Raw genomic sequence first — 23,271 nt, forward strand, 5'->3', positions numbered from 1 at the left:
CATGGATAGACACACAGACAAACAGGGATAATCCTATGGATTGGATGCTCCGCGCACAGATGCTGCGCGACGAATTGGTTGCCCAACGGCGCGATTTGCACCGCCACCCAGAGATTGCCTTTGAAGAAGTACGCACAGCGGGGGTGGTGGCACGGGAACTCTCTGGGCTTGGCTTGGAGGTGATTACCGGTGTAGGGAAAACCGGTGTGATTGGGATTTTGGAGGGGGCAGCGGAGGGTCCGACGGTTCTTATTCGCTGCGATATGGATGCTTTGCCTGTTCAGGAAATGATGAATACGGCGTATATCTCCGGTACGCCGGGGAAAATGCACGCCTGTGGGCATGATGGGCATACAGCGATTGGCTTGGCGGTGGCGAAGATGCTCAGCGAACACCGGGAACAGCTTGCCGGACGGGTGAAATTCATCTTTCAGCCCGCCGAAGAACTCGCCCTCGGCGCACAGGCGATGATTAGGGATGGGGCATTGGACGCGCCGACCCCCTCGATCAGTTTGGGGCTGCACCTTTGGTCGGAGCTTCCCACCGGAACAGTGAGCGTGACGGAGGGGGCAGCCTTTGCCGCCGCAAATGATTTCCAAATCATCATCCGGGGGAAGGGCGGTCACGGGGCAATGCCCCATCAAACCCGCGATCCCATCGTCGCCGGCACGCAGATCGTTGGGGCGATGCAGACGATTGTCAGCCGTTCGGTGGATGGGTTGGAGACCGCCGTCGTCTCTGTGTGCGGCTTTCACAGCGGTCACGCCCACAATGTGATTCCCGACTCGGCGGAACTGTTCGGGACGTTCCGCACCTATCAGCGGCACTTGGTAGACCTGATTGAGACGCGCATCCATGAGATTGCGACGGGGATTGCGGCGGTGAATGGCTGCACGGCAGAGGTCGTTGTGAACCGGCTGACGCCACCCTTGATCAACGATGCGGCGACGAATGCCCGCCTGAGTGATCTGTTTCAAACGATGCCAGCGGCAACACCGCTCACGGTGATTGATTCGGCGCGGACGATGGCGAGCGAGGATATGGCATTCTGGCTGGAGCGTGCGCCCGGTACCTATTTCTTTGTTGGCGCACGGAACGAGGGACGAGGGATTACCTACCCACACCATCACCCGCAGTTTGATATTGATGAGGACGCCCTTCCGATTGCGGCGGGGCTGTTGGCAGCGGCGGCAGCGAGCTATGTCTACCGAGGGGGATAGCTCAGATGAAGCATCATCCACAACGCCACGACGGGCGCTGCGTCCGAAACGCCAGCGGGCGCGGGAGTGGCTGCAATACCCGTTTTTTGTCTACGGCACGCTGCGGCGGGGACAGCCGAATTACGAAACCTACCTTGCCGGCGCAACAATCAGTGAACGTCCGGCGCGGCTGATGGGCGCGGCGCTTTACTCGGTGGGGCATTTCCCGGTGCTGGTAGAGGCAGGAGAATCGTCTTCGGTGGTTGGGGAATGGATAGTGATTCACCCAACACTGCACGTCCAAGTGCGGCGGCGCTTGGATCGCCTTGAGGGATGTGAGGCGGGACGGGAGACGTGGTTGTTTCGCCGCGTCCGACGGCGCGTTCAGCTTGAGGGAATGGGGGGCGGGGCAGAATCAGAGGCATGGCTTTATCTAGGCGATCCCGCCGTTTTGCGCCTGTATCCTCACGTTCACCTACCCGATGGCGATTGGCTGGCGTGGCTGAAGACACGGTAACGCATAACGGTAACACGTAGAGGATAATCAGAGGATGATCCCATTGGGATTGCCCACCAAGATGAGAGGTTTTGTATGCCCATCGTACCTCCCCTCCGCTGGCGTGACGGCGGTGGGTGGCTGATCCTTCGTAGCTATGGCGACTTGAATGATCCGATCACCCTTGATTTGGATACGCAAACGCTGACGAAGATTGCACGGGGCGAACCCCTTGCCTACCTTTGGGCGGGCGGCGACATTGAGGACGCTGACACCCACCTTGACCTTTTGGAAGACCTCGGCGCCCCAACGGGCTATCTCGTTGATTTGTTGACAGAGGACGATGAGACAATCACCGCCCAATTGAAGGACGCGGGGTTGATCATCCTCGGTGATGGCGATGAGCGGACTCTTCGCTCGGCATTGGTGGGCGCAGCGGAGGCAGCGCTAATGACAGCCTTTCGGCGGGAGGGAGTGATTTTGGGTATTGGGGCGGGGGCGCGGGTTTTGGGATCGCTGCTGCTGACACACGGCGCGGGGTTGGGGTGGGTGGCAGGGGCGTGTATCCTGACCGATTACGATTTGACCAGTGCGGGGGATATGGCAGCCGTGCTGCTGAACAACCCCGGCACCTATGGGATTGGGATCGGCGCGGGGGCGGGGTTGGTGTTGGGTGGCGATGGTCAGATTGAGGTGTGGGGGACGGGCAAAGTGACCGTCACCCTGGGAGGAAATCCGAAATGAGCGGGAAAGTCGATCCCATCGATTCAAACGACGCCTACGATCCGAATGATCCGGCACTGGAGAGCTATACGCAGCGGGTAAAGGTGGAACGCCCTGTGCCGTTTGTGCCGCAGCGAGTGGTTTCCCTTGTCCCTAGTGTGACCGAAACCCTTTTTGATCTCGATTTGGGAGATCGTTTGGTGGGGGTGACGGAGTACTGTACCCGTCCAGCGGAAAAAATAGCGGCGGCACGGCTGCCCCGCGTGGGGGGGACAAAAAACCCCGACATTAGGGCAATCCTTGCGCTGCGCCCTGATCTGGTCATAGTAAACCGTGAAGAAAACCGCAAGCCCGATGCGGACGCGCTTAACGAGGCGGGAATCACGACATGGGTGACCGAGCCGAACACCGTCCGCGAGGCGGTGGAACTGCTCTGGCAGATCATGGATGTCTTTGAATATGCGGCAATGACGCACCGCGTGCGGATGATCCACATCACCTATGAGGCGACACGCCGCTATATGAACGAGGAAACGGACCTCCCTTTGGTGAAAACCTTCGTTCCGATCTGGCACGATCCGCTGATGACCTTCAACCAACATACCTATATTCACGATTTGCTGTTCACCTGTGGGGCGCTGAATGTGTTTGCTGAACGGGAACGGGCATTTCCCCTCGCCGCTGATCAGGGGAAGGCTGATCCCCTCCCACCGGATGATCCGCGTATCACTGGACGGGATATACGCTACCCTCGCGTCACAATGGAGGAAGTGATCGCCGCTCAACCAGAGTTAATCTTGCTGCCGGATGAGCCGTATCCATTTGGGGAGGCGGAATTGGAGGCGTATAGCGCGATACTTGCCAAGACGCCCGCAGTGAAAAATGGGCATATTTACTTGGTGGATGGCTCGTTCCTAACATGGCACGGGACGCGCCTTGCCTATGCACTGAACGACCTTCCACCGCTAATTGCCCGTGTACGGGGGGCGGTGGAAGGGGCGGAGTAAATGCGCCCCTACGAGGTTTTGCGTAGGGTATTACGGTACAGAGAGGACGCTGGCGCGGGAACGGACCCCCCTGTGCTTAGCTATCGGACAGGGCTACTAACTGTCCCCGAAAGGTAGCGGCGAGGTCGGGCGCGGTTTGCCCGATATGGGCGATCAACCCAAGCACGTAGCCGCGAAAGTTTGGATGGTTCATCCGGTTTTGGGCGTTTAACCCCGTCTGCGCTGCGTTATGAAGAATTGCCCGCACCTGACGGCGCATCTGGCGGGGGGTATTCACTTTATCGTTGACAACCAACCCGGTGACAATCTGGCGCTGCCCGCGCTGGTAAAAGCGTGTCTTTTTTGGATGGACAGTGAACCCTTCAGCGGCGATGATATGCCCCGCTGTTTTCATCAGTTTGAACAGAACATCCCGATCCTCGCCAGAAAAGGTGAGATCGTCGGCGTAGCGGGTGTAGGTGACACCGCGTTTCACCGCCAAACCCGCCAAGCGTTTATCCAAGCGGCGGGCGGCAAGGTTTGCCAGCGCGGGACTCGTTGGCGCACCTTGTACCAACGCACGGGGGCTAAGTCCAGCATAGTAGGGACGATCTGGGCGCTGAATCATTTCGCGGTCACTTTCCGTGCAAAGTAACGCCAACACCGAGGCGATGGTGTAGCCATAGCCCAATCCAGTGAACAAGCCGCGCACCCGCCGAAAGGTGATTGAGGGAAAGAACTCCTTTAGGTCAAGGTTAAGGACAAAAGGCTTACCGGCATGGGGGCTGGCATTCGTCACGATGTTTCGTCCCTTCCGAAAGCCGTGTGCTGGCTCGGTAAGCACAATTTTATTCAAGATCTCAGCAAGAATTTTACGTTGGATTGCCTTCAAGCCTGTTTTAGGGGCAAGGATTACCCGCTGCCCGCCGCTCCGTTTGGGAAGAACATAGCGCACATAATGGTAGACGCTGCTGGTCGTTTGGTTGTAGGTGTACCAGCGCAAACGGGAGAGCTCGACGTTCAGCCACTCTGCCAATGCTTTTTCGTTTTTCAGGATGGGGAGGTTTTGGGCGGTGAGTTTTTTTTCGTTTAGCGCACGGCGGCTCAGGTTTTGGCTGTTTAAGCCCACCCCAAAATAGCGACGATCTCGACGGCGGCGTTCGCGGCGCTGCTGTTCGCGTTCGGCACGCCATTCGGATTGTTCGCTACGCCAATCGGCTGAACGCCATTGGAGTTCCTCATCCGTGTAACTCAGCCGCCAAGCCCGTAGCGCATCGGATGTCATGTCCGCTCCTCTGAAATAAATTTTGTTCAGTTAGGAAAAAAACAGGTCACACAATGTTGGCGCGGGTTACTATCACGAGTCTTGGAGCAGGACACCACTTGTTCGAGAGCGGTGTCCTGTGACGAAGTGATGGGGCTAGTGTCCCGCCGCGACGTAACATCGCAGCATTCTGGCTAACCACGCTTGGTCTTGTGTGACCTATTTAGAACAAGTGTATCGTTATATGAAAAAATGTCAAGAGGGGAGTTTTCGACGTGAAGATATTCGTTTGACTCTGGTTTGACTCTGGTCTACCATTGCCGAATGAGCCATCCATGAGAGGTGTGATTCCATGACGAACGCGCCAACCGCCGAAAATGGCGGAAACCTCCCTGAGGCAAGCCCTCCCCTCGCCGCACCGTCGGCTAACCCACCAGATGCCATGAACCGCCGTCCGATCACGCAGCAAGCGCGGAACTATCGGCGTTATTGGCCCGCGTGGATGAAGCAAATGCCCTATTTACGCCTTCCCGCGCCAAAGGATGATTTCTCCCTGATTGATCGGGCAGAGATGCGCAAGGTGTTGGGCGATACCGCGCCGGAGGTGATTCGCGCTATCGAGCGCGATCTTGACCTGCTGGAAGCAGACGTGAGCAAGCTGTTCAGCCGCCGTGACGCCCAAGCTGCCCAATATCAAAACCGCTTTCGGCTCTACCAAGTGGGCTATATCATCCTCGCCATGATAGCCACACTCTTAGGTTCGCTGATGGTTTTAGCCCTGAATAATGAACCGCGTTGGGTGCCGGTGATTGGCTTTGGCGAGACGGTGATCGCATTGTTAGCAACATTTTTGGCAAGCCTTTCTGGGCGGGGGGAAAACCCCCTCAGCGCGTGGCTGGATAACCGCCGCCGCGCCGAAAACCTTCGCCGCGAATTCTTTCGCTACCTGATGAAATTACCGCCCTACGACGCTCTGAACGGGGCAGCACGGCGAACGACACTCTCGAAACGGGCAGCGTTGATCAATCAGGGGCAAATGCCCGATATAGGCACGAATGGGAAGGACTCATGAGCGACCAACCAACCAGACCACGCGCCAACGAACTTCCTCAACAGCCGATTCAGGACAGCCAACTGGTGCAAGATCGGCGTTACATGGAAGCACTGAACAAGCTGTTCAATCGGTTTGCCGTTGAAGATCAGCGCGTGTACTACGAATATGCCATTGAGCGCAACCGACGGGCTGGCTCACAGGTGAGTTTGATACGGGCGTTTACCGCGTTTGTAGCGGGCTTTGCGGCGGCGCTGACTGCCCTTTTGGTGCAGTCGGTGTTTGTTCCGGGGGCGCAATGCACGATGGACACCGCCGGAATTTCGTATTGTGATACGATGAAGTTCCTCGTCTCGCTGACGACCCTGATCGCCGTTATTGCCCCTGCCATTGGCTCAGCCTTTAACGGACTTTCCGATTTGTACCAGTGGGATCGGCAGGTGGGGATGTTCACCTCGGCATTGGAAAGCCTTGTCGTCGCTGATGCCTACTCCCCCGATTCGGAGGAAGCGGACACCTACTATCGCGCCTCGTTAAGCGCCTTTGCGCAAGGGACGCTGGAGGTTATGGAGAGCGAAACGGCGCAGTGGGGGCAGCTTGTCCGCACGCCGGAACAAATCGAAAAATTCCTTGCCGAGTCGCTGGCGCGTCAGCAGCAGGTGATCAATGCCGCTGCTGAGCAGCGATTCAGCCCACCGCAGGGGTAGTGAGGAAAAGGACGATTCTTTTACGGATTGAAATCCCCTATACAACGGGGAAAGGGAGATTATGAGCGAGCCATTTCTGATTACCACAGAGGGCGGAGTCCGCACGCTGACCTTCAACCGCCCTGAGATTCGGAACGCCCTTGACAAGGACACGGCAAATTGGCTGCGGGATGCCGTCGATGAGGCAGAGAAAAGCCCTGAGGTGCGGGTGATCGTTGTCACAGGGGCGGGCGGGGCGTTTGGGTCGGGGGCAGATATGCGGGCGGCGATGGCAATCAGCCCAACGCCCACCGATGCCCACCGCATTTTGACTGAATCGTTTGCTCCGGCAATTCGGGCGCTGTGGGAGTGTCCGCTTCCGGTGATTGCCGCAGTGGACGGTGTGGCGGCGGGGATAAGCTGCGATCTGGCGCTGGCGTGCGATCTGCGCTTGCTCTCAACACGGGGGGCGTTTATGGAATCCTTCATCCGCTTGGGGTTGATTCCTGATGGCGGAGGGACGTTTCTGCTCCCGCGCTTGGTTGGGTTGGGGCGGGCGCTGGAGATGATGTATTTTGGGGATAAGATTGAGGCACAAGAGGCACTTGCCCTCGGTTTAGCGAATAAAGTGTTTCCCCTTGAGACGTTCGAGGCAGAGGTTGCCGCCTATGCCAGCCGTTTGGCGGGGCAGTCCCCACAGGCGCTTTGGCGCGGCAAACGGGCGATGAAGGCGGCGCTCTTAGAGGGGGACTTGAGGGCGGCACAGTCCCGTGAGGCGTCGGAACAATTAGCGATCCTCAGCGGCGAGGATGGCTTTGAAGGGTTTGCCGCTTTTTTGGAAAAACGGCAGCCCGTATGGAAATGGAAGCGGGGCGAGCTGTAGGGCTTACATAATTGAACTTGTTTACCCTCTATTCATCGAAAGGGACGGGTTGAGGGGAAAGTCCCTTCAAAAAGCTGATTTCCCCCTTTGCCCTCAGTGGGCTAGGCTGTGTTGACATTTGGGGTTCTTTAGAAATTTTCTCGATGGTCTACTAGGGCGACTCGATCAGGTCGTCCTTGATGTATCAGACGAAATGAGACAGACCAGATGAGAGCGTCGTTTTAAGGGGTTTTGGCGGCACCCCAAATCGTTATGCTTCGGGTGATCTTCGTGTGCCTTGTGGGTTAGGGATCGTCCAATAGGAAACGGCGTTAAGGAGGGGGGGTATCCTGAAGGGGGTCATTTCCCCGCTGGGGGCATCCATAGCCCGCATAGGGAATCCGTTTTAGGATTTCGCCTGTTGCCGCCTTCCAGACAACGAGATCGGTTTTGCTTGTCGTGACGATGCTGTCCCCATCGGGATTCCAACGCACCCAGGGGGGTGTCGTGCTATCGCGCTGCATCCACATCATTTGCCCACTCAGGGCGTCCCAAACACCTGCCCGCCCATCCACATAGGCGATGGCGATTTGCGCCCCATTCGGGATCCAATCAAGGGAGATGGCGGGCGTGGTATCGGCACTAACAGGGCTAGGGACTTTTTTGGTAAAGGGGATGTCTTCCAGCCAAAATTGCCGTACAAAGCGATAAGGCGATTCTTGCGCCATACTTGGGCGCGGGTTTGTGCTGCCACCAATCCCCATAAAGACGAGACTTAGAATCAGAGTAAGTTTACGCATAATCAAGGTGTTTCTTTCTGTGGGATGTAGTTTCATGGCAGACCTTCCCAGAAGGGGTAAGCTATTCATTCTACCTCAACGGTAGGAACGCACGGTGGAGCGTCCTATGCTACAATAACGCCTATGGCTACCCAGAAACGTTGGCGTTTTGCTCCCCTCCCCCCCCATGGGGTTATTGCTGATTACGAAACATGCGGGATACATCCCATCCTTGCCCAAATTTTATACCAGCGCGGGTTTACCGACCCCACCGAGGCACAGGCGTTTCTGAGAGGCGAATCCTCCCTGGGTGACCCTTTCAAACTAAAAGGAATGGCGGCAGCCGTCGCTCGTATTCGGACGGCAATCAAACGCCGCGAGGTGATCATCGTCTATGGCGACTTTGACGCTGATGGGGTAACCAGTACGGCGCTTCTTGTCAGTGTGCTGCGGGCGCTAGGGGCGAACGTCCGAGAATACATCCCAGATCGCGTTGACGAAGGTTACGGATTGAACGATGCCGCCCTCATTGCGCTGGCGAAGGCAGGGGCGAAGTTGGTCATCACCGTTGACTGTGGGATTCGTTCCCTTCATGAGGTGGAGACGGGAATTCGCGCCGGGTTGGATATGATCGTTACCGATCATCACTCGGTTGGTCTGGAGATTCCGCGAGCCACTGCTGTGATTAACCCCAAACAAGCGGGCTGCAAGGGCGAGCCAATGTTGGCAGGGGTGGGCGTCACCTTTAAATTGGCGTCAGCACTGATCAAAGCGGCGATCCAGCAGGATCGCTGGCAGCCGACAATCACCCCTGATGATCTTCTCGATCTCGTGGCGCTTGGAACGGTTGCCGATCTTGTGCCGCTGGATCGCCCGGAAAACCGCGCCCTCGTCGCTGGCGGACTGGCACGCTTACGGGAGGCAAAGCGCCCCGGCGTTCGCGCCCTTTTAGATGCGGCGGGGCTTGCCCCCGATAAGGTGGATACCACCGCCATTGGCTTTATCCTTGCCCCTCGGATCAATGCGGCGGGGCGGCTGAGACACGCACGGTTGGCGTATGAGCTTTTGATTAGCGACGATCCCTTGTTTCTTAGCGAACGGGCAAAACAACTTAGTGACCTCAACGAGGAACGACAGCGGCTCACCCGCCAGATGCACGATTTTGCCCGCACCCATGCCGGACTCGATGTTTTGGAACGGGGGACGGCTGTTCCGCTCATCTTCGCTGCTGACGCTGACTTTATTCAGGGGATTGTGGGCTTGGTTGCCGGACGCCTGACGGAGGAATTTTACCGCCCGTCGATAGTCGTCCACTACGACGCCGAAAAAGGGGAAAGTCATGGATCGTGCCGCAGCATTGCGGAGTTTGACATCACCGCCGCCCTTGATCAATGTGCTGATCTGCTGATCCGGCATGGCGGACATGCTCAGGCGGCGGGTTTTGCTATTCACAATGACAATCTCCCTCACTTTCGGGAACACATGATGGGCATAGCCGAGGCATCCCTGCGCGGGCTGACGCTCCAACCGAGCCTCGCCATTGATGCCGATATTCCCCTTGCGGCGGCGGATGGGGCGCTCTACGAGGCATTGCAACTGCTCCAACCATGCGGAAATTCCATGACTGTGCCGATCCTCAGTTCGCGGCGACTAAAGGTGTTGGAGGCGCGGGGAGTGGGCAAAGACAATGCTCATCTGAAACTGAGTTTTACCGATGGCAAGCTCATCCGGCATGGGATCGCTTTTCGGATGGGGGAACGTGCCGAAGGATTGCCCCCCTTGATCGACCTTGCCTACGAACTTGTGCTGAATGAGTGGAACGGAAATCAGCGGTTGGAGTTCATCATCCAAGATATTCGTCCCTCAGAGTGAGTGCGGCATATGGAAGATTAGGAAGGAATCGGTTAGAATACCCTTTGTTTCATGAAACTGCCGTGTTTATGATATGACGCCGCCGTGACATAAGCGAGGGGGACGCCCGCATGACAGGCACATCCAAGCAAGAGCAATTTGAAAATGCCGTGCGTGACCTGATGACCGCCTTCGATGTGGAGCGCCCGCCCGTCCCTATCGAGGTCATGCTAAAGCGCCCCAAACCCGGTATGTGGCAAGAAGTCAACCTGAGCGAACTATCCCTCTCATTCATTTCTGTAAAACACCAGCACAGCCCCCGTATGTCTGTTGCCCGCCTTTTGGCACGGCATATCTGCCGCAGCCCCTGGGGGTTGGAGCGCGGGTTGGACGAATATGCAAACAACGATGATGATATTCGGATGTTTGCGCGGGCAATTGTCATGCCCTTTTTTATGCTGGCGGAAGTGTCCCTGAACAGCCGTGTTCCGGCGGCACTTGTCACCCGCTTTGAAGTCCCCGACGACGATGCAGCCCAACGGTTGATTGATCTGGGGTTTGCTTAAATCGCTCTATAGAGCTTTCTGCATCATGGATCAAGGGTATTACGTGTGGATGCTCGCACTATCGCCTATCTGAATGAATTGAATCAAGCCTTTTATAAACAAATTGTCGAGAATTTTGACGAATCACGCGGGCGGGCATGGGCTGGTTGGGCGCGAATTCTGCCTTATGTGTCAGGGATCACACCGCTCCGTGTTTTAGATGCTGGCTGCGGCAACGGGCGCTTAGGACGTTTCCTCTCTCGCCACCTCAGCACACCCATTCACTATCATGGAATTGATTACATCGAGGAACTCCTTACAGCGGCACGGGAAGCCTTTGCCGCACGAGGTATCCTCCCCGACGCCCGCCTAGAAGTGTGCGACATCCTAACCAACCCGCCCGGCAGCGGGGTATATGATGTGGTGGCGCTGATGGGCGTGCTGCACCACATCCCCGGCGGGGAAAGCCGTGCGGCGCTGCTCAGCGCCCTTGCCGAACGTGTGTCCGTAGGGGGCGTGTTTGTCTTTACGGCGTGGTGCTTTTATGATTATCCGCGTTTCCGCGAACGGCTGCTCCCAATCCCCACCGGTTATGCCACAGAGACGGGCGATTTTCTCATGGATTGGCGGCGGGGACATGCCGCACAGACAGCACTGCGTTACTGTCATCATGTGGACGAGACAGAATACGCGGCGTTGATAGCAAGGTCGACGGCACAAGGGCTGACAGCAGTCGCTACCTTTCGTGCCGATGGGCATACAGAGGATAGTAACCGTTATGCTATCTTACAGCGTTTGCGGTGAGATAACGATAAAAAACGTGGGGCTATTCCTCCCCTAAACAATGCCATTCTTCGCCCATTTTCCCCTTTCGATGCTAAACGGACAATTTTCGACTATACTTCTTTCTATCGGGATCGTGCCGCACTGCTGCGAAGGGATCGGATGTGTCGAAGATTCTCTGTCTTCATTCCATGCGCGATAACGTTGGGAAAACAACGGTTGTGACGAACATCGCCGCCCTTATGGTGGCACGCGGAAAACGTGTTTGTCTGGTAGATGCGGATTTTCGTAAGCCCTCGCTGCATAAGGCGTTTGGCTTGTCTGAGAGCGATCTCCCTCGTTCGCTCAGCGATTTTCTTCTCGGTTCAGAGCCGATCAGCGCCGCCGTTTATGACATTACCAACCGCTTTGGCAAAATGGCGAAAGGGCGTGTTTATCTCATTCCGGCACACGGGGCGACCAGCCAAGCCAGTACGATCCAAGCGCGGGGCTACGATCCGAACCAAGTGAAAGAAGGTTTGGATTACCTTGCCGGCGTGCTGGACATTGATTATTTCATCATTGATGCCCGCGCCGGTTTGGATGAGCAGACGCTCCCTCTCTACGCTATCACCGACATATTGGCGGTTATCCTCATGCTGAACGCTGAAGATTTTCAAGGAACAGGGGTGTTGACCGAAGTTGCCGAGAAAATCGCTGTCCCCTTAGTGACCATCCTCGTCAACGATGTTCCCGATTCGTTCGATCCCAACAACATCCGCGCCGAGATGGAGCGCGTGTACAAGCTAAAGCCTGCTGCTATCATTCCCCACGTTGATCTTCCCGAAGGCAAATCCGGTATTCCAGCAATTGATTTTCCCTACAGCCCGATGGTGGTTGCCATTGGCGGTTTGGCAAAGCTCGTTATGGAATGGGGATAACACATGGATCGACTTGCCCCCACCCCGACAAACGCCGACAAGAAGGCGGATTACACGGTTGGCTTTACCGATCAAACCGCCGAACTGCGGCTGGAGAGCCTCCCCACGCAAGGGGATATTCCCCACTGGCTGCGGGGGACGCTGATCCGCAACAGTCCGGGGAAATTTTGGGCGGGAACTGAGGAGATGCACCATTGGTTTGATGGGCTGGCAATGCCCCATAGCTTTATGGATCAACTGGTCAAGGTCGATGCCCAAACAGGCAAAACGACGATCTGGGCAGCGCCGAATTGTCACCCAGGTGAGCCTGTTTTCGTCCCTGCACCCAACGCCCAGGAGGAAGATGATGGGGTGACTTGACCGTTGCGGTAAATCCGGCGGCGGGACATTCGTCCTTAATCATCCTTGATGCGAAAACGTTCACCGAGCGTGGGCGTGCCAATGTGCCGATCCACCTCCCTTTGGGGTTTCACGGGAGTTTCTTCGAGAAATAGGAAACGAAATCCCTGCCCTCATCATACCCTGTGTCCCGTTGGAGCATCGTCCGAAAGACGGCTGCCTCTCAGCGCGTCGAATCATGCGCGAAAAATCACCTTCTCCAGAATGAGGGCTGCTCCTTATGCCGTCTTATACACCAAAACGGGCGATGGTTATCGTTGCCCACCCGGATGATATTGAGTTTAGCTGTGCGGGGACAATTGCCCGTTGGGTGCGCGAAGGGGCGGAGGTCTGTTACGTCCTCTGCACCAGTGGGGATGTGGGCATTGCCACCCCCGGTATGACGAACGCCGAAGCAACACGCATTCGCGAGGCAGAACAAACAGCGGCAGCAGAGGTTGTTGGGGTACATAACGTGGTCTACCTGCGCGAGCCAGATGGCATGTTAGAGGCAACCCTCCACCTGCGCAAGCGGCTTGTGCGGGAAATTCGGCGGTTTAAACCAGATACGGTGATTGTCGGTGATCCCCAGCAGTTGTGGTCGGTGGGGGAGGGGTATATCAACCACCCCGATCATCGCGCCGCCTCTCTTGCCGCAGTGGATGCCATTTTTCCAGCAGCGGGGCAGCCAAATCTGTTTCAAGAATTAGAGTCAGAAGGGCTGACCGCCCATAAGGTTCACAAAGTCTATGTTCTCTCGTGGGAAAAGGCGACGACATGGGTGAACATCACCGACACGATTGATCTGAAGGTTGAAGCGCTCAAAAAGCATGTCAGTCAGATGGGCGATTGGGATGTGGCGACAGAGATCAAAAAGTGGGCGGCGGAGATTGGCAAAGGGCATGAGATGGATTATGCCGAGGGGTTCCGCGTGATCACCTTTGAGGATGCTCTCGCAAAAGAAGCACCCGCCTCCACAGAGGCAGAAACTGTCGCTGGCTGATTCCCTCTGAGCATTTATGGTTTGTCTCTGTGGCGTTCGTTGAGGACGCCACCACAACAAAGGATGTCCTCTCCATGACGTTTTCCCACAATACGATGCTCAGCCCCTTTACGTGGCGCTATGGCTCAGAGTCAATGCGTGCGCTGTGGTCGGAGGTTCATGGACGGCGGCTCTGGCGGCAGTTGTGGGTAGCACTGGCGACGGCACAGCACGAGATTGGCTTGGTGACACAGGCGCAGCGTGATGACCTTCGCGCGCATGTCGATGAGATCAATATAGAGCGAGCGCACGCTATCGAGGCGGAAATTAAACATGACCTCATGGCGGAAGTGCGCACCTATGCCGAACAATGCCCGATTGGGGGGGGAATCATCCATCTCGGCGCAACGAGCATGGATATTGAAGACAACGCGACAGCGCTCCGCTTGCGGGATTCGCTGACGATGGTGATTGATCGTCTTGCGGGCGTCTTGCGGACGCTGGCAACGTTGATTGACGCTCATGCAGAGATGCTCTGCATTGCCTACACGCATCTTCAGCCCGCCTCGCTCACGACGCTAGGCTATCGCTTGGCAAATTATGGGCAAGACCTCCTTGCGGGATGGGAACACCTTCGCCAAGCACGGCGCGATCTGCGTGGAAAAGGATTTAAGGGTGCGGTAGGGACATTGGCAACCTATGCCCACCTCGTCGCTGATCAGGGTGTCACAGCGGCGCAGCTTGAGGGGCGGATCATGGCGCTGATCGGCTTGGAGGCGTTTCCCGTCGCCACCCAAACCTATACCCGCCGCCAAGATTGGGTTATCCTCTGCGCTCTTGCCGATGTGGGCATGACCGCCTACCGTTTCGCCTTCGATCTCCGCTTGCTGCAATCGCCCCCCTTTGGGGAATGGGCAGAGCCATTCGGCGCGGCGCAGGTTGGCTCTAGCGCCATGCCCTTCAAGCGCAACCCGATCAATGCCGAAAATATGGATAGCCTCGCCCGCTACCTTGCCGCTTTGCCAAGCGTGGCGTGGGACAACGCCGCCCACAGCCTTCTTGAACGGACACTGGACGACTCGGCAAACCGGCGGGTGATCCTCCCCGAAGGATTTCTCGCCTGTGAGGAAATTCTCATCCGCTTAGAGCGGCTTGTGCGCGGACTGCGTCTTGATGATCGCGCCATTCACGAGAACGTTCAGCGTTATGGTGTGTTCAGCGTCACCGAGCGCTTGCTTATGGAGGCGGTCAAAAGTGGCGGAGATCGCCAGATGCTCCATGAGGTGATCCGCGAACACAGCCTTGCCGCATGGGCAGCCCTGTGCGATGGAAGAGCCAACCCGCTGGTGGATTTGTTGTGCGGAGATGAGCAAATAACTCAACTGCTGCCGGTAGAGAGGGTGCGGGCGCTTATGCAGCCGGATGGTTTTGTTGGGGAAGCGCCACAGCGAGCGCGGGCAATGGCGGTGACGATCCGCGAAGCGGTGGGGGTATGATTGACCTTCCCTCCGATATATTCCAATGTGGGCATTTCCGCTATGAATCCGGCGATCACGGTGATGTATGGCTGAATCTGGATCGGCTTTTCGTGGATGCCCGCCGGATGCGCGGGTGGGCGCTGACTCTCGCGGATGTTTTGTCGCCCACCACCCCTCAGGTCATTGTGGGGGCGCTGACGGGCGGGGCGTTTCTAGCGAACGTTCTTGCTGCCGAGATGGGTGTGGCGTTCGTTTTTAGCCAACGGGTTGTCCTTGAGGGTGGGGAAGTGCGCTACCGAATTCCCGACACGCTGCGAGAGACACTGCATGGGAAAACGTGCCTTCTCGTTGACGATGCGATTAATGCAGGATCGGCGCTGCGGGGGACGCTGGCGGATGTTCTCACCTGTGGGGGGCGGATCGTTGGGATAGGAAGTCTGATCGTCATGGGTGAGGCGGCGGAACGCATTGCCGCTGAACAAGGTGTCCCGTTTCAAGCGTTGGCGCGGGTTGAGCGGCAGATGTGGCGGGCGGAACACTGTCCCCTTTGTGCTAACGGTGTTCCCCTTACACCGAGCGCCGCCACGTCCCCTCAATAAAGGCAAAGACGAGGGCGGCGGGTGTCCCCTCTACGGTTACGGCGACATAGGCGCGGGGAATCCCATCATTGCCCATCGCAATCCGAACACTCTGAACTTGCCCCGTTGCCGCGCCTGGGTTTGCTAAACGATCCCGCAGCAGAACTGCCGCAGCGGGGTTTTGGGTATCCCAAAGGGGGATGACCGCCCCCTGATCCCCCCGCGATAGAAGGGTTTTTTCCACATCCAAGCGCCACTGGAAAAATGGATGCCAATCCACCGCGAGGAGATCAATCGGCTGTCCAACAACCTCGGCTGCAATCTGAATCATGCGCTCTGGGGTGAGCGCCGCCGCCAATTTTGCTACAGCGGACGCGCCATAGCTTGCCTGATAGCTTGCCATGAACGCCATGCGGAGCGGATCGCCACGCTCGGTGAGGGATGCCGCCGCCCATTCGATTACCCCACTGCGCAGCCATGCCGCATCAAGAGTCCCTTCGTTTTGCCATGCCCCGCCTGCCACCACGTCGTTGAACATCGCCTCCGCCAATTTTTGAGCAATGGCATCTTCCAATGCTTGTGGCATGTCCGCATCGGCACGCGCCCGATCAAATATAGCGAGGGGCGAGGGGATAATCAGGCGGTTTGGATCGCTGGTATCCCACGCCAAAGCAGCGGAGGGATCGGGGGCAACGTGGAGAGTCATCGGGTCACTAGGTTGGCAATCCAGTACGATACAGCCCGCCGTCCACCACCGGTTGGCGCGATTTGCGAGCGCTTCACCGAGGCGGACATCAAGGGCGTAAAAGGTGACGGTGATCGGCGTGCCTGGGCGGGTGATCAACTCCCCCCAAAAGGTGTAATCCGCCGGAACATGCCGCCACCCATCGCTGTAGCGCCAATAAAACCAAACTGTCTCGAAGGGGACATTGTTCACTATTTCGCCAAGCACCACCCGCCCACGCGGACCGTCAATGACGAGATCGTGAATTGCCCCCGTCAGGGTGAGATTTGCCGTCGTTTTTTGATCTTGGTAGCGTTGAAAGCGTTCACTTTGGGCGGTGAACCACGCATCGCTGGCGCTTCGTTGAAGAGCAATAAAATCAGGGTAGTTCCCAATGCGCAGCGCGGCAATCTCTGCCTCTATGGTGTCTGTTAGGTCTTGGCGAATCCGATCATCGACATAGCGCAGACGCCCCAAAAGCGCCCCACCAATTCCCCCCACAAGAACGATCATAAATGTGGTGAGAGCAATTATCCGCCGCCGAGAACGTCGCCGTATCTTCCGCCCGTCGGGGTCTTCGCCAAGTCGCTTGTGGATGCGCTCGGTTTCAATGTGCCAATCCAGTTTAACGCCCAAAAGTGCTCGCTATCCTAGGGTGTGTTGACGTTTTGGTTCAGAACCCTAATCCCCCAGCCCCCCTTCCCCGCACGCTGAGAAAGGGGAGAAATCTTGTGGGCGAGGGGATGAGGGCTATCTCTTTCTATGATTACCTTCTTGACGGTCTACTAGCTCTGTAAGGTCACATCGCCGGCAATAATGCGGTGATCCGCACCGGAATCATCGCGGACAATCAACGCCCCTTCTTCGTCAACATCCTGTGCCAGCCCCTGAATTGCCCATGTGTCATCCCCGCTAAGACGGACACTAACGCGCTGCCCAAGTGTGGTCAGGCGTCCACGCCAGGCATTAAAGAGAGAGCGCTCGCCAATTCGCGCCGCCCAATGATCAACACGTTTTAGGAGGCGATCTGCAAGGTCTGTGCGGTGGATGGAGACACCCGTCACCCGCTCGATACTAGTGGCAGCGGTTGCCAATGCCGTTCCGGTGAAATCGATGCGCACATTCAAGCCAATGCCTAACACAACCCCAACAAGACGATCACCCTCCCACACTGCCTCAGCAAGGATACCCGCCACCTTGCGCCCCACCAGCAGCACATCGTTGGGATATTTTAAGCCGATCATCTCCATAGGCAGGCTAGGGACGGTGGCGAGAGCCTCGGCTACCGAGACTGCCCCCACCATCGTCGCCCGCCCAAGTTTGGAGGGAGCAACCTCCGGGCGAAGAATCACACTCATCAGAATAGCTGTACCGGGGGGGGCGTTCCATGTGCGCTGAAACCGTCCGCGCCCTGTGGTTTGTTCGTCAGCAATGACCACCGCTCCGGCGGGCGCACCCTCTAATAACCAGGCGCGGGCGTGGTCATTTGTGCTGTCGATTTGGGGAAAAAAGCGAAATGGACGCAACCCTAAGACAGCATCCAGCGACTCTTGGCTCAAAGGCATAGGTGGTTACTCCGCTGGGCGTGCTTCTAGTGTGATGTCAACCTCAACAAGCGTTGCTCCGCGATAAAGTGTGAGAGTGACAACATCTCCCGGCGAGGTGTTCGCCACGAGATAGCCAATCAATTGATCAAAATCGCGGATGGGGACACTGTTGATGGCAATAATAATATCACCGCCAATCGTCACATTCACCCCGCGAATGACTACCGTTCGGCTGCCCCCTTGCAAGCCAGCACGGGCAGCAGGCGAATTGGGGACAACATCGCTGACCAAGACCCCATAATCTACCGGAAGGGCATAGAGTTCGGCAAGTGAGGCAACGGTGATCCCGCTTAAGCCTGTATTTTGAGGGCTGATCGCCGTGATTCCCAACCACGTGTAGTCCGCCCGCCCTTTGCTAATCAACTGGGGGATGACGCGCTTGACGGTATTCACTGGCACGGCGAACCCAATGCCCTGAAATATCCCTGTTTCGCTGCGGATCGCCGTGTTGACGCCAATCACCTCGCCATAAAGATTCAGGAGAGGTCCGCCGGAATTGCCCGGATTAATCTGAGCGTCCGTTTGGATAATCGAGGGATTCTGATAAGCTGTGCGCGTCCGGGGGCTGATCATTCGGGCGGAATTCAGGGTGCGTCCGGTGGCACTGATCACCCCCGTCGTCATCGAACTGAGCAAGCCAAAGGGGTTGCCAATGGCAATCACCGTTTGCCCCACTTTTAAATCTGAGGAATCACCCAGAGAGAGAGGGAAAAGGTGACGGGCATCAATCTTTACTTGGATTACGGCGAGATCGCTGTAATTATCAATACCAATGATTGCAGCACTGGCGGAATAGCCATCGCGGAAGGTGACATCGATCCGTGTGGCATCCCGAACAACATGGGCATTCGTGATGATATAACCCTGCATATCATAGACAAACCCCGATCCGCTGGAATCAGCTTCGTCAAAGGTGTTCGCTGTCACCACCTCAACATTGACGACAGAGGACTCGGCACGGGCAAACACATTGATCAGGGTTTGTTGGTACGCCTCGGCTTGGGAGACAATAAAGGGGGGAACAGGTGTTGGTGTCGGCACTTGTGCCGAGGCAAAACCACCTTCAACCTCGACGGGGCGCATATTCGCACTCAGAGCGGTGGTTTCTCCCCACCCTTTGGCGCTTGGTGTGGTTAGCGGAATGTTCGTGAACAGGGCAGCACTGGCAAGCGCCAACGCGGTGAATGCTCCTATACTAAAGCGCACCATCGTTCCAAGCCATGTTCTGGGGTGAGGCTCACTGCTATCGGCGCTATATCCCTCATCCCATCCCTCTAACCAATGGGATTCATTTTCCTCTGTATAAGGATCATGATGGTCATAGGCGTCATAGCTGCTGCGGGGTGTTGGGTTGTCGTCATTCATGCGGTCACCGCCCTCACTCATCCAACAATGTGCATCGCCTATTCATTGCCCCTTAAAACCCCGACACCTCGTTTTGGGGAGAGAAGGCGCTCTTTGCATTCTGGGTAGGTTGGGGGTAGGCTCACCATGCTGGTGGGAATCTTGGTCTATTGTCACCAATACACCCACCCGTGCTAGTCTAGAGCTTGAGCCATTTTATCACCCTTCATTGGATGTACAAATACCATTTATACGTTGCTAACTAAGGATGCTTTTTGAGTTTACATGATTAAAGATACCCTAACCTCACGTACCCTCCCTGACTAGGCTGTGTTGACGTTTTGGTTCAGAACCCCTATCCCCCCTACCCCCTTTCCCCGTACACAGGGAAAGGGGAGAAATTCTGCGGGCGAGGGGGTGCGGGCTGTTTCTTTCTATGGTTCCCCTCAATGATGGTCTACTAGGGGCGGGCGGCGGCTTGGATCACCTCGGCAATGCGCCAAACCGCATCGGGTTGGGCAATCCGGACGAGATTTGCTGAGAGTTCCTTCAGCCGTGAGCCGTCATCGCTGAAAAGCTCGGCAACTGCCGCTGCTGCTCGTTCTGCTCCCGGCGCATAAACCCCCGCCCCGCGTTCAATAACATAATCAATGTTGGGCGTTTCTTGGTGGGGGATAGCCCCATTCAGGATGAGCGGCAGTCCCATTGCTGCCGCCTCAGTGATCGTTGCCGGTCCCGCCTTCGTGATGATTACATCGGCGGCACGCATGAAGGCGGGCATGGTCTCCACAAACCCATAAAGGTGCGCCTTATGCCGCCATTGAATTCCCTCCAATGCCGTTTTCATTTCGGCGTTGCGCCCTGCCACAATGACCAATTCGCAGGGGGTGTCCAAAGCGTCCACCGCTTGCGCCGTCTCCACAAGGGGACCCATCCCATCACCGCCCGCCACCATGAGAACGATCCGCGCCTTGGCTGACCAGCCCAACGCCGCCCGCGCTTCTGCCTTTGTTTGGGTTATTTTTGTAAATTTGGGGTGGATCGGCGCTCCGGTAATGATCATCTGTGCTTCGGGAATACCTAAGGCTTTTCCCCGCGCAAAGGCGCGATCTGTTGGCACACAACACCGCAGCGGACGGGGGTCATACCATAAGACGGTGGGCAGCGCCCAATCGGTAATCACCGTAACAAAGGGAATCGCGGCGTTCATCCGGCGGAGCGCCTGCACCGCCGGGCGGACGAACACACTATGGACGCAGACGACGACATCGGCGGGATAATCGGTGTACATCCGCCTCATCCGTCCCGACATGAAGGCGCAGTAAGCGGCACTGATCGGCTTCAACCGAAAGAGGCGATCATTCAGCCAATACTGCGCCCCATAGCTGCGCGGACTGGCGTTCACCCACGCTGTGTAGGTGGTGGGCATTCGGTTGAACGGCGGCGGAAAATACTCTTTCCACACATCAACCGACGCGAAGGTATATCCGCCGGGAGTGGTCTCCTCTAGGGCAGCTTGAATGGCGCGGGCGGCGGCGCGATGCCCGCCACCTGTATCGGACATGAGGAAAAGAAGGCGTTGTGGGGTCATGATCACTTGGTATCAGTCGTTTAGTGTGTCGATCTCAGCCATGACCGCCCATGTGTACTGTGCGGCGCGGGCAAGCGTCCCAGGCTCAATGCGATCCAGTTGATCCGTCTCCCGATGCCAATTGGGGAGGTAGCCTTCGGCGTTATAGCCAGCGATGCACAAGGCATGATACCCCTCGCGGACGAGCGGCGCGACTTCCTCAACAATCACCATGTCCCGCCCACAGACATTGAGCGTGGGGTGTTTCTGTGCCGCTTTGCCGGCTGCCGCCGCCATGATTGGCGAGGGGCGATAGTCGTTGAAGGCGCTGACGCCGTGTTTTGTTACATAAGCGATGTTCCCCGCGCCAACCATCTCTAAATCGAGGAAATAGCTGCGATGCTTCGAGGGAGCATAGTCCTTGAGGTATGCCTGAAGTCCGTAACAGCCGACTTCTTCGCAGCCTGTGAACAGAAGGGTCACTTCTGTATGCTGAAGGGGAGCTTCGCGCAGCGCCGCCGCCACACCAAGCAGCACACTGACCGCCGTCGCGTTGTCGTTTGCCCCTTCAATATGCGGGGCGGGGCTGTTCACGATGAACAGATTAGGTACAAGCGATGCGCCCACCACCCACACCCATTTTGGTAGGCGCGGTTTCCGCCGCAGCGCCGAGCGAATCATGAGCGCCCCACCGAGGATTGAGCCAGCAAGGGAGACGGTGTTCAAGGGTCTCATCAGGTAGGTGGGGGTGGGGGGAAACAAAGGGAGTGCCTGATTGGTGTCTAAATGTCCCACCAAGAACAAACGCCGTTTCACCTCACCACTTGGCGGGATGGTGGCGATCACATTTTGGCTGTCTCCGGTGGCAACCAATCGTTGGATGGGGTGAGCGGTTGCCCCCAACAGATCACGGATGCCTAACGCCCCGGCGATCCACGCCGCACCGCCGATGAGACGCCCTAAGCGCCCGCCAAGCGCCCCAAGAAGGACGCCGCCGGCTGCCAGACCCATCAAGGGAACAGCGCTCTCGGCAATGCTACGTTGGCTTTTGAAAGGCTGTTCAGTAACAGCGCTGATCCCTAGCGCTGCCAATTCCTTTTTGACATACTCCGCCGCCAGTTTTTCACGGGGGGAACATGGCGGACGCGGACCAATATCCTTGCAAAGCACCGTCATATGGCGCATCAGCAATTCAGCGCGGAACGTGGGGTTATTCATGAAGACTGTCCCTTTGAGCGAGGATGTTCCCGGCGGCAACGCACCGGGAGGTGGTGGCTAATAACGTTTTACAATTGCCTTATAGGCGGTGGGCTGGCGGTACTGGAGGGTTTGGAATTCCTCCCGATAGCGACGCACCTCGTCAAGGTCAATACGGGCGATACAGTACCCCTCAGAGGCGCTGAGTGCCTTGCGTTCCGTGCTGCGGCGGACGGGTTCGCTCGTCTCGCTGTGGCGATCCAAGCCCAAGACCTTTGCCGGTTCAGAAGCTTTCTCGGCAGCGGTGTCGGTCTTTTCGACGGCTTTTGCCTCGTCTTTTTCCGCCTTTGGGGAGGTCTCCTCCTTTAGGGTGACGCCATCTTTTTTCGCTTCGTCCGCCTCTTTCGCCTTCTTATCTGCCTCGCGTTTCGCTTCCATTGCCGCTTCCAAAACCGCCTTCGATTCCTTCAGCGAGGCAATTTCTTTCTGCATGGCGTCGGCTTCGCGCTGCATCTCTTTGCGGCGGTCTGCTTCCACTTCTAAGGCGGCAAGGGCTTTCCCACGCGGGTTCACAATGAGACTTTCCCCGCCGAAGGTCATCGTCACATCTTCCCCTACGCGGTTGGCGGCGGCGACGAACAGCGCGTTCTCGTAGGCACGGCTGCGGGCATAGGTCTTAAATTCATCAATTGCCGAGGCTTCCCAACTCGTCAGGCAGCAGATCAACTCTGCCCCTTCTAAGGCGAGGGTACGTGCCACTTCGGGATGTGCCAAATCCCACCCCAACATCAAGCCCACTTTGCCGATCTCGCGGGTGTCGAAAACGGGGATTTTGAATCCCTCCCGAAAGGACATCCGTTCCTCACCGCGCAGGTGGACTTTGTTGTACGTCCCGACCAATTCCCCTTCCGGTCCAACGAGAACTGCCGTGTTGTAGAGGATGCTTTCGACCTTTTCTTTTGTCGCCAGACCGAAGGCGATGAAGATACCAATATCCGCCGCCCGCTGAGCAATCAGGTTGATCGCCGGACCCGGCACGCGCTGGGCAATCTCCGTGAACTGGACACCCAATTCATAGCCGCTGGTGGCAAGTTCGGGGAAAACAATCAGATCAACCTTCTGTTGAGCGGTGATCGTGGAGATGAAATCGGACATCTTCACGAGGTTGTTCTCGGTGCTGCCGACTTCGGGTTTCATCTGGACGGTAGCTACGGTTATCTCTCGCATTGAACGCTGAGTCCTTCGATCATCAGGTTATCGTTAAATTG

Annotated in this window: 24 protein-coding genes; 16 read left to right on the plus strand and 8 right to left on the minus strand. The window is 56.9% G+C overall.

Going from position 1 to position 23,271, the window contains the following annotated elements:
* Positions 1 to 62: 62 nt before the first annotated feature.
* The 4 genes from HS103_15890 to HS103_15905 all read left to right on the plus strand — a co-directional run bounded on the left by HS103_15890 (position 63) and on the right by HS103_15905 (position 3,425).
* On the plus strand, positions 63 to 1,220 hold the full coding sequence (locus HS103_15890) for an amidohydrolase (GenBank protein ID MBE7514280.1): 1,158 nt from the start codon (positions 63 to 65) through the stop codon (positions 1,218 to 1,220).
* Positions 1,201 to 1,716 (plus strand): gamma-glutamylcyclotransferase, encoded by a 516-nt coding sequence (locus HS103_15895; GenBank protein MBE7514281.1) that lies wholly within the window; start codon positions 1,201 to 1,203, stop codon positions 1,714 to 1,716. Before HS103_15890 ends, HS103_15895 begins: the two co-directional genes overlap by 20 nt.
* Before the next feature lie 75 nt (positions 1,717 to 1,791).
* The gene (locus HS103_15900) at positions 1,792 to 2,439 is read left to right on the plus strand and encodes a hypothetical protein (GenBank protein MBE7514282.1); all 648 of its coding nucleotides are present in this window, start codon (positions 1,792 to 1,794) and stop codon (positions 2,437 to 2,439) included.
* Entirely contained in the window at positions 2,436 to 3,425 is a 990-nt protein-coding gene (locus tag HS103_15905) for an ABC transporter substrate-binding protein (protein ID MBE7514283.1), read from the plus strand. Before HS103_15900 ends, HS103_15905 begins: the two co-directional genes overlap by 4 nt.
* 76 nt (positions 3,426 to 3,501) lie before the next feature.
* On the opposite strand, the gene HS103_15910 is transcribed toward HS103_15905, so the two are convergent.
* Positions 3,502 to 4,689, minus strand: coding sequence for an RNA-directed DNA polymerase (locus tag HS103_15910; protein ID MBE7514284.1), 1,188 nt, complete (start codon positions 4,687 to 4,689; stop codon positions 3,502 to 3,504).
* Between the two features lie 331 nt (positions 4,690 to 5,020).
* On the opposite strand from HS103_15910, the gene HS103_15915 reads away from it, so the two are divergent.
* The 3 genes from HS103_15915 to HS103_15925 all read left to right on the plus strand — a co-directional run bounded on the left by HS103_15915 (position 5,021) and on the right by HS103_15925 (position 7,288).
* Positions 5,021 to 5,740: a DUF4231 domain-containing protein gene (locus HS103_15915; protein ID MBE7514285.1), complete on the plus strand. Its 720-nt coding sequence runs from the start codon at positions 5,021 to 5,023 to the stop codon at positions 5,738 to 5,740.
* Positions 5,737 to 6,426 carry a hypothetical protein gene (locus tag HS103_15920; GenBank protein MBE7514286.1) on the plus strand — a complete coding sequence of 230 codons (690 nt, stop codon included), beginning with the start codon at positions 5,737 to 5,739 and terminating at the stop codon, positions 6,424 to 6,426. Before HS103_15915 ends, HS103_15920 begins: the two co-directional genes overlap by 4 nt.
* A gap of 61 nt (positions 6,427 to 6,487) precedes the next feature.
* Entirely contained in the window at positions 6,488 to 7,288 is an 801-nt protein-coding gene (locus HS103_15925) for an enoyl-CoA hydratase/isomerase family protein (GenBank protein ID MBE7514287.1), read from the plus strand.
* A 311-nt stretch (positions 7,289 to 7,599) separates the two neighbouring features.
* Here the strand turns inward: HS103_15925 and HS103_15930 are convergent, their stop codons facing one another.
* On the minus strand, positions 7,600 to 8,067 hold the full coding sequence (locus HS103_15930) for a WD40 repeat domain-containing protein (GenBank protein MBE7514288.1): 468 nt from the start codon (positions 8,065 to 8,067) through the stop codon (positions 7,600 to 7,602).
* Between the two features lie 123 nt (positions 8,068 to 8,190).
* Here HS103_15930 and recJ point away from each other — a divergent pair, with 123 nt between their 5' ends.
* From recJ to HS103_15975, 9 genes are all read left to right on the plus strand, one after another.
* The gene (recJ, locus tag HS103_15935) at positions 8,191 to 9,918 is read left to right on the plus strand and encodes a single-stranded-DNA-specific exonuclease RecJ (GenBank protein MBE7514289.1); all 1,728 of its coding nucleotides are present in this window, start codon (positions 8,191 to 8,193) and stop codon (positions 9,916 to 9,918) included.
* Positions 9,919 to 10,028: 110 nt separating this feature from the next.
* A complete protein-coding gene (locus HS103_15940) occupies positions 10,029 to 10,463 on the plus strand; it encodes a hypothetical protein (protein ID MBE7514290.1) in 435 nt (144 codons plus the stop codon).
* Positions 10,464 to 10,508: 45 nt separating this feature from the next.
* Entirely contained in the window at positions 10,509 to 11,246 is a 738-nt protein-coding gene (locus HS103_15945) for a class I SAM-dependent methyltransferase (protein ID MBE7514291.1), read from the plus strand.
* A 143-nt stretch (positions 11,247 to 11,389) separates the two neighbouring features.
* Positions 11,390 to 12,145, plus strand: coding sequence for an AAA family ATPase (locus HS103_15950; protein MBE7514292.1), 756 nt, complete (start codon positions 11,390 to 11,392; stop codon positions 12,143 to 12,145).
* Positions 12,146 to 12,148: 3 nt separating this feature from the next.
* The gene (locus tag HS103_15955; GenBank protein MBE7514293.1) at positions 12,149 to 12,505 is read left to right on the plus strand and encodes a carotenoid oxygenase family protein; all 357 of its coding nucleotides are present in this window, start codon (positions 12,149 to 12,151) and stop codon (positions 12,503 to 12,505) included.
* Positions 12,502 to 12,639 (plus strand): carotenoid oxygenase family protein, encoded by a 138-nt coding sequence (locus HS103_15960; GenBank protein ID MBE7514294.1) that lies wholly within the window; start codon positions 12,502 to 12,504, stop codon positions 12,637 to 12,639. Before HS103_15955 ends, HS103_15960 begins: the two co-directional genes overlap by 4 nt.
* A 152-nt stretch (positions 12,640 to 12,791) precedes the next feature.
* A complete protein-coding gene (locus tag HS103_15965) occupies positions 12,792 to 13,526 on the plus strand; it encodes a PIG-L family deacetylase (GenBank protein ID MBE7514295.1) in 735 nt (244 codons plus the stop codon).
* 74 nt (positions 13,527 to 13,600) lie between these two features.
* Entirely contained in the window at positions 13,601 to 15,001 is a 1,401-nt protein-coding gene (gene purB / locus HS103_15970; GenBank protein MBE7514296.1) for an adenylosuccinate lyase, read from the plus strand.
* The gene (locus tag HS103_15975; protein ID MBE7514297.1) at positions 14,998 to 15,582 is read left to right on the plus strand and encodes a hypothetical protein; all 585 of its coding nucleotides are present in this window, start codon (positions 14,998 to 15,000) and stop codon (positions 15,580 to 15,582) included. Before purB ends, HS103_15975 begins: the two co-directional genes overlap by 4 nt.
* Here HS103_15975 and HS103_15980 read toward each other — a convergent pair.
* The 6 genes from HS103_15980 to HS103_16005 form a co-directional block, all read right to left on the minus strand.
* The gene (locus HS103_15980; GenBank protein MBE7514298.1) at positions 15,551 to 16,921 is read right to left on the minus strand and encodes a hypothetical protein; all 1,371 of its coding nucleotides are present in this window, start codon (positions 16,919 to 16,921) and stop codon (positions 15,551 to 15,553) included. The two genes, HS103_15975 and HS103_15980, sit on opposite strands and share 32 nt — an antisense overlap.
* Positions 16,922 to 17,070: 149 nt before the next feature.
* Positions 17,071 to 17,850, minus strand: a complete 780-nt coding sequence (locus HS103_15985) for a biotin--[acetyl-CoA-carboxylase] ligase (protein ID MBE7514299.1) — start codon at positions 17,848 to 17,850, stop codon at positions 17,071 to 17,073.
* A gap of 6 nt (positions 17,851 to 17,856) precedes the next feature.
* Positions 17,857 to 19,257: a trypsin-like peptidase domain-containing protein gene (locus HS103_15990; GenBank protein ID MBE7514300.1), complete on the minus strand. Its 1,401-nt coding sequence runs from the start codon at positions 19,255 to 19,257 to the stop codon at positions 17,857 to 17,859.
* Between the two features lie 439 nt (positions 19,258 to 19,696).
* Complete coding sequence (locus HS103_15995; protein ID MBE7514301.1) at positions 19,697 to 20,827, minus strand: glycosyltransferase; 1,131 nt, start codon at positions 20,825 to 20,827, stop codon at positions 19,697 to 19,699.
* 12 nt (positions 20,828 to 20,839) lie between these two features.
* Entirely contained in the window at positions 20,840 to 22,024 is a 1,185-nt protein-coding gene (locus HS103_16000; protein MBE7514302.1) for a M28 family peptidase, read from the minus strand.
* Positions 22,025 to 22,081: 57 nt separating this feature from the next.
* Complete coding sequence (locus HS103_16005; GenBank protein ID MBE7514303.1) at positions 22,082 to 23,230, minus strand: hypothetical protein; 1,149 nt, start codon at positions 23,228 to 23,230, stop codon at positions 22,082 to 22,084.
* Positions 23,231 to 23,271: the final 41 nt, after the last annotated feature.

It is taken from the genome of Anaerolineales bacterium (genome assembly GCA_015075625.1).
In the GTDB taxonomy this organism is placed as follows: domain Bacteria; phylum Chloroflexota; class Anaerolineae; order Aggregatilineales; family UBA2796; genus UBA2796.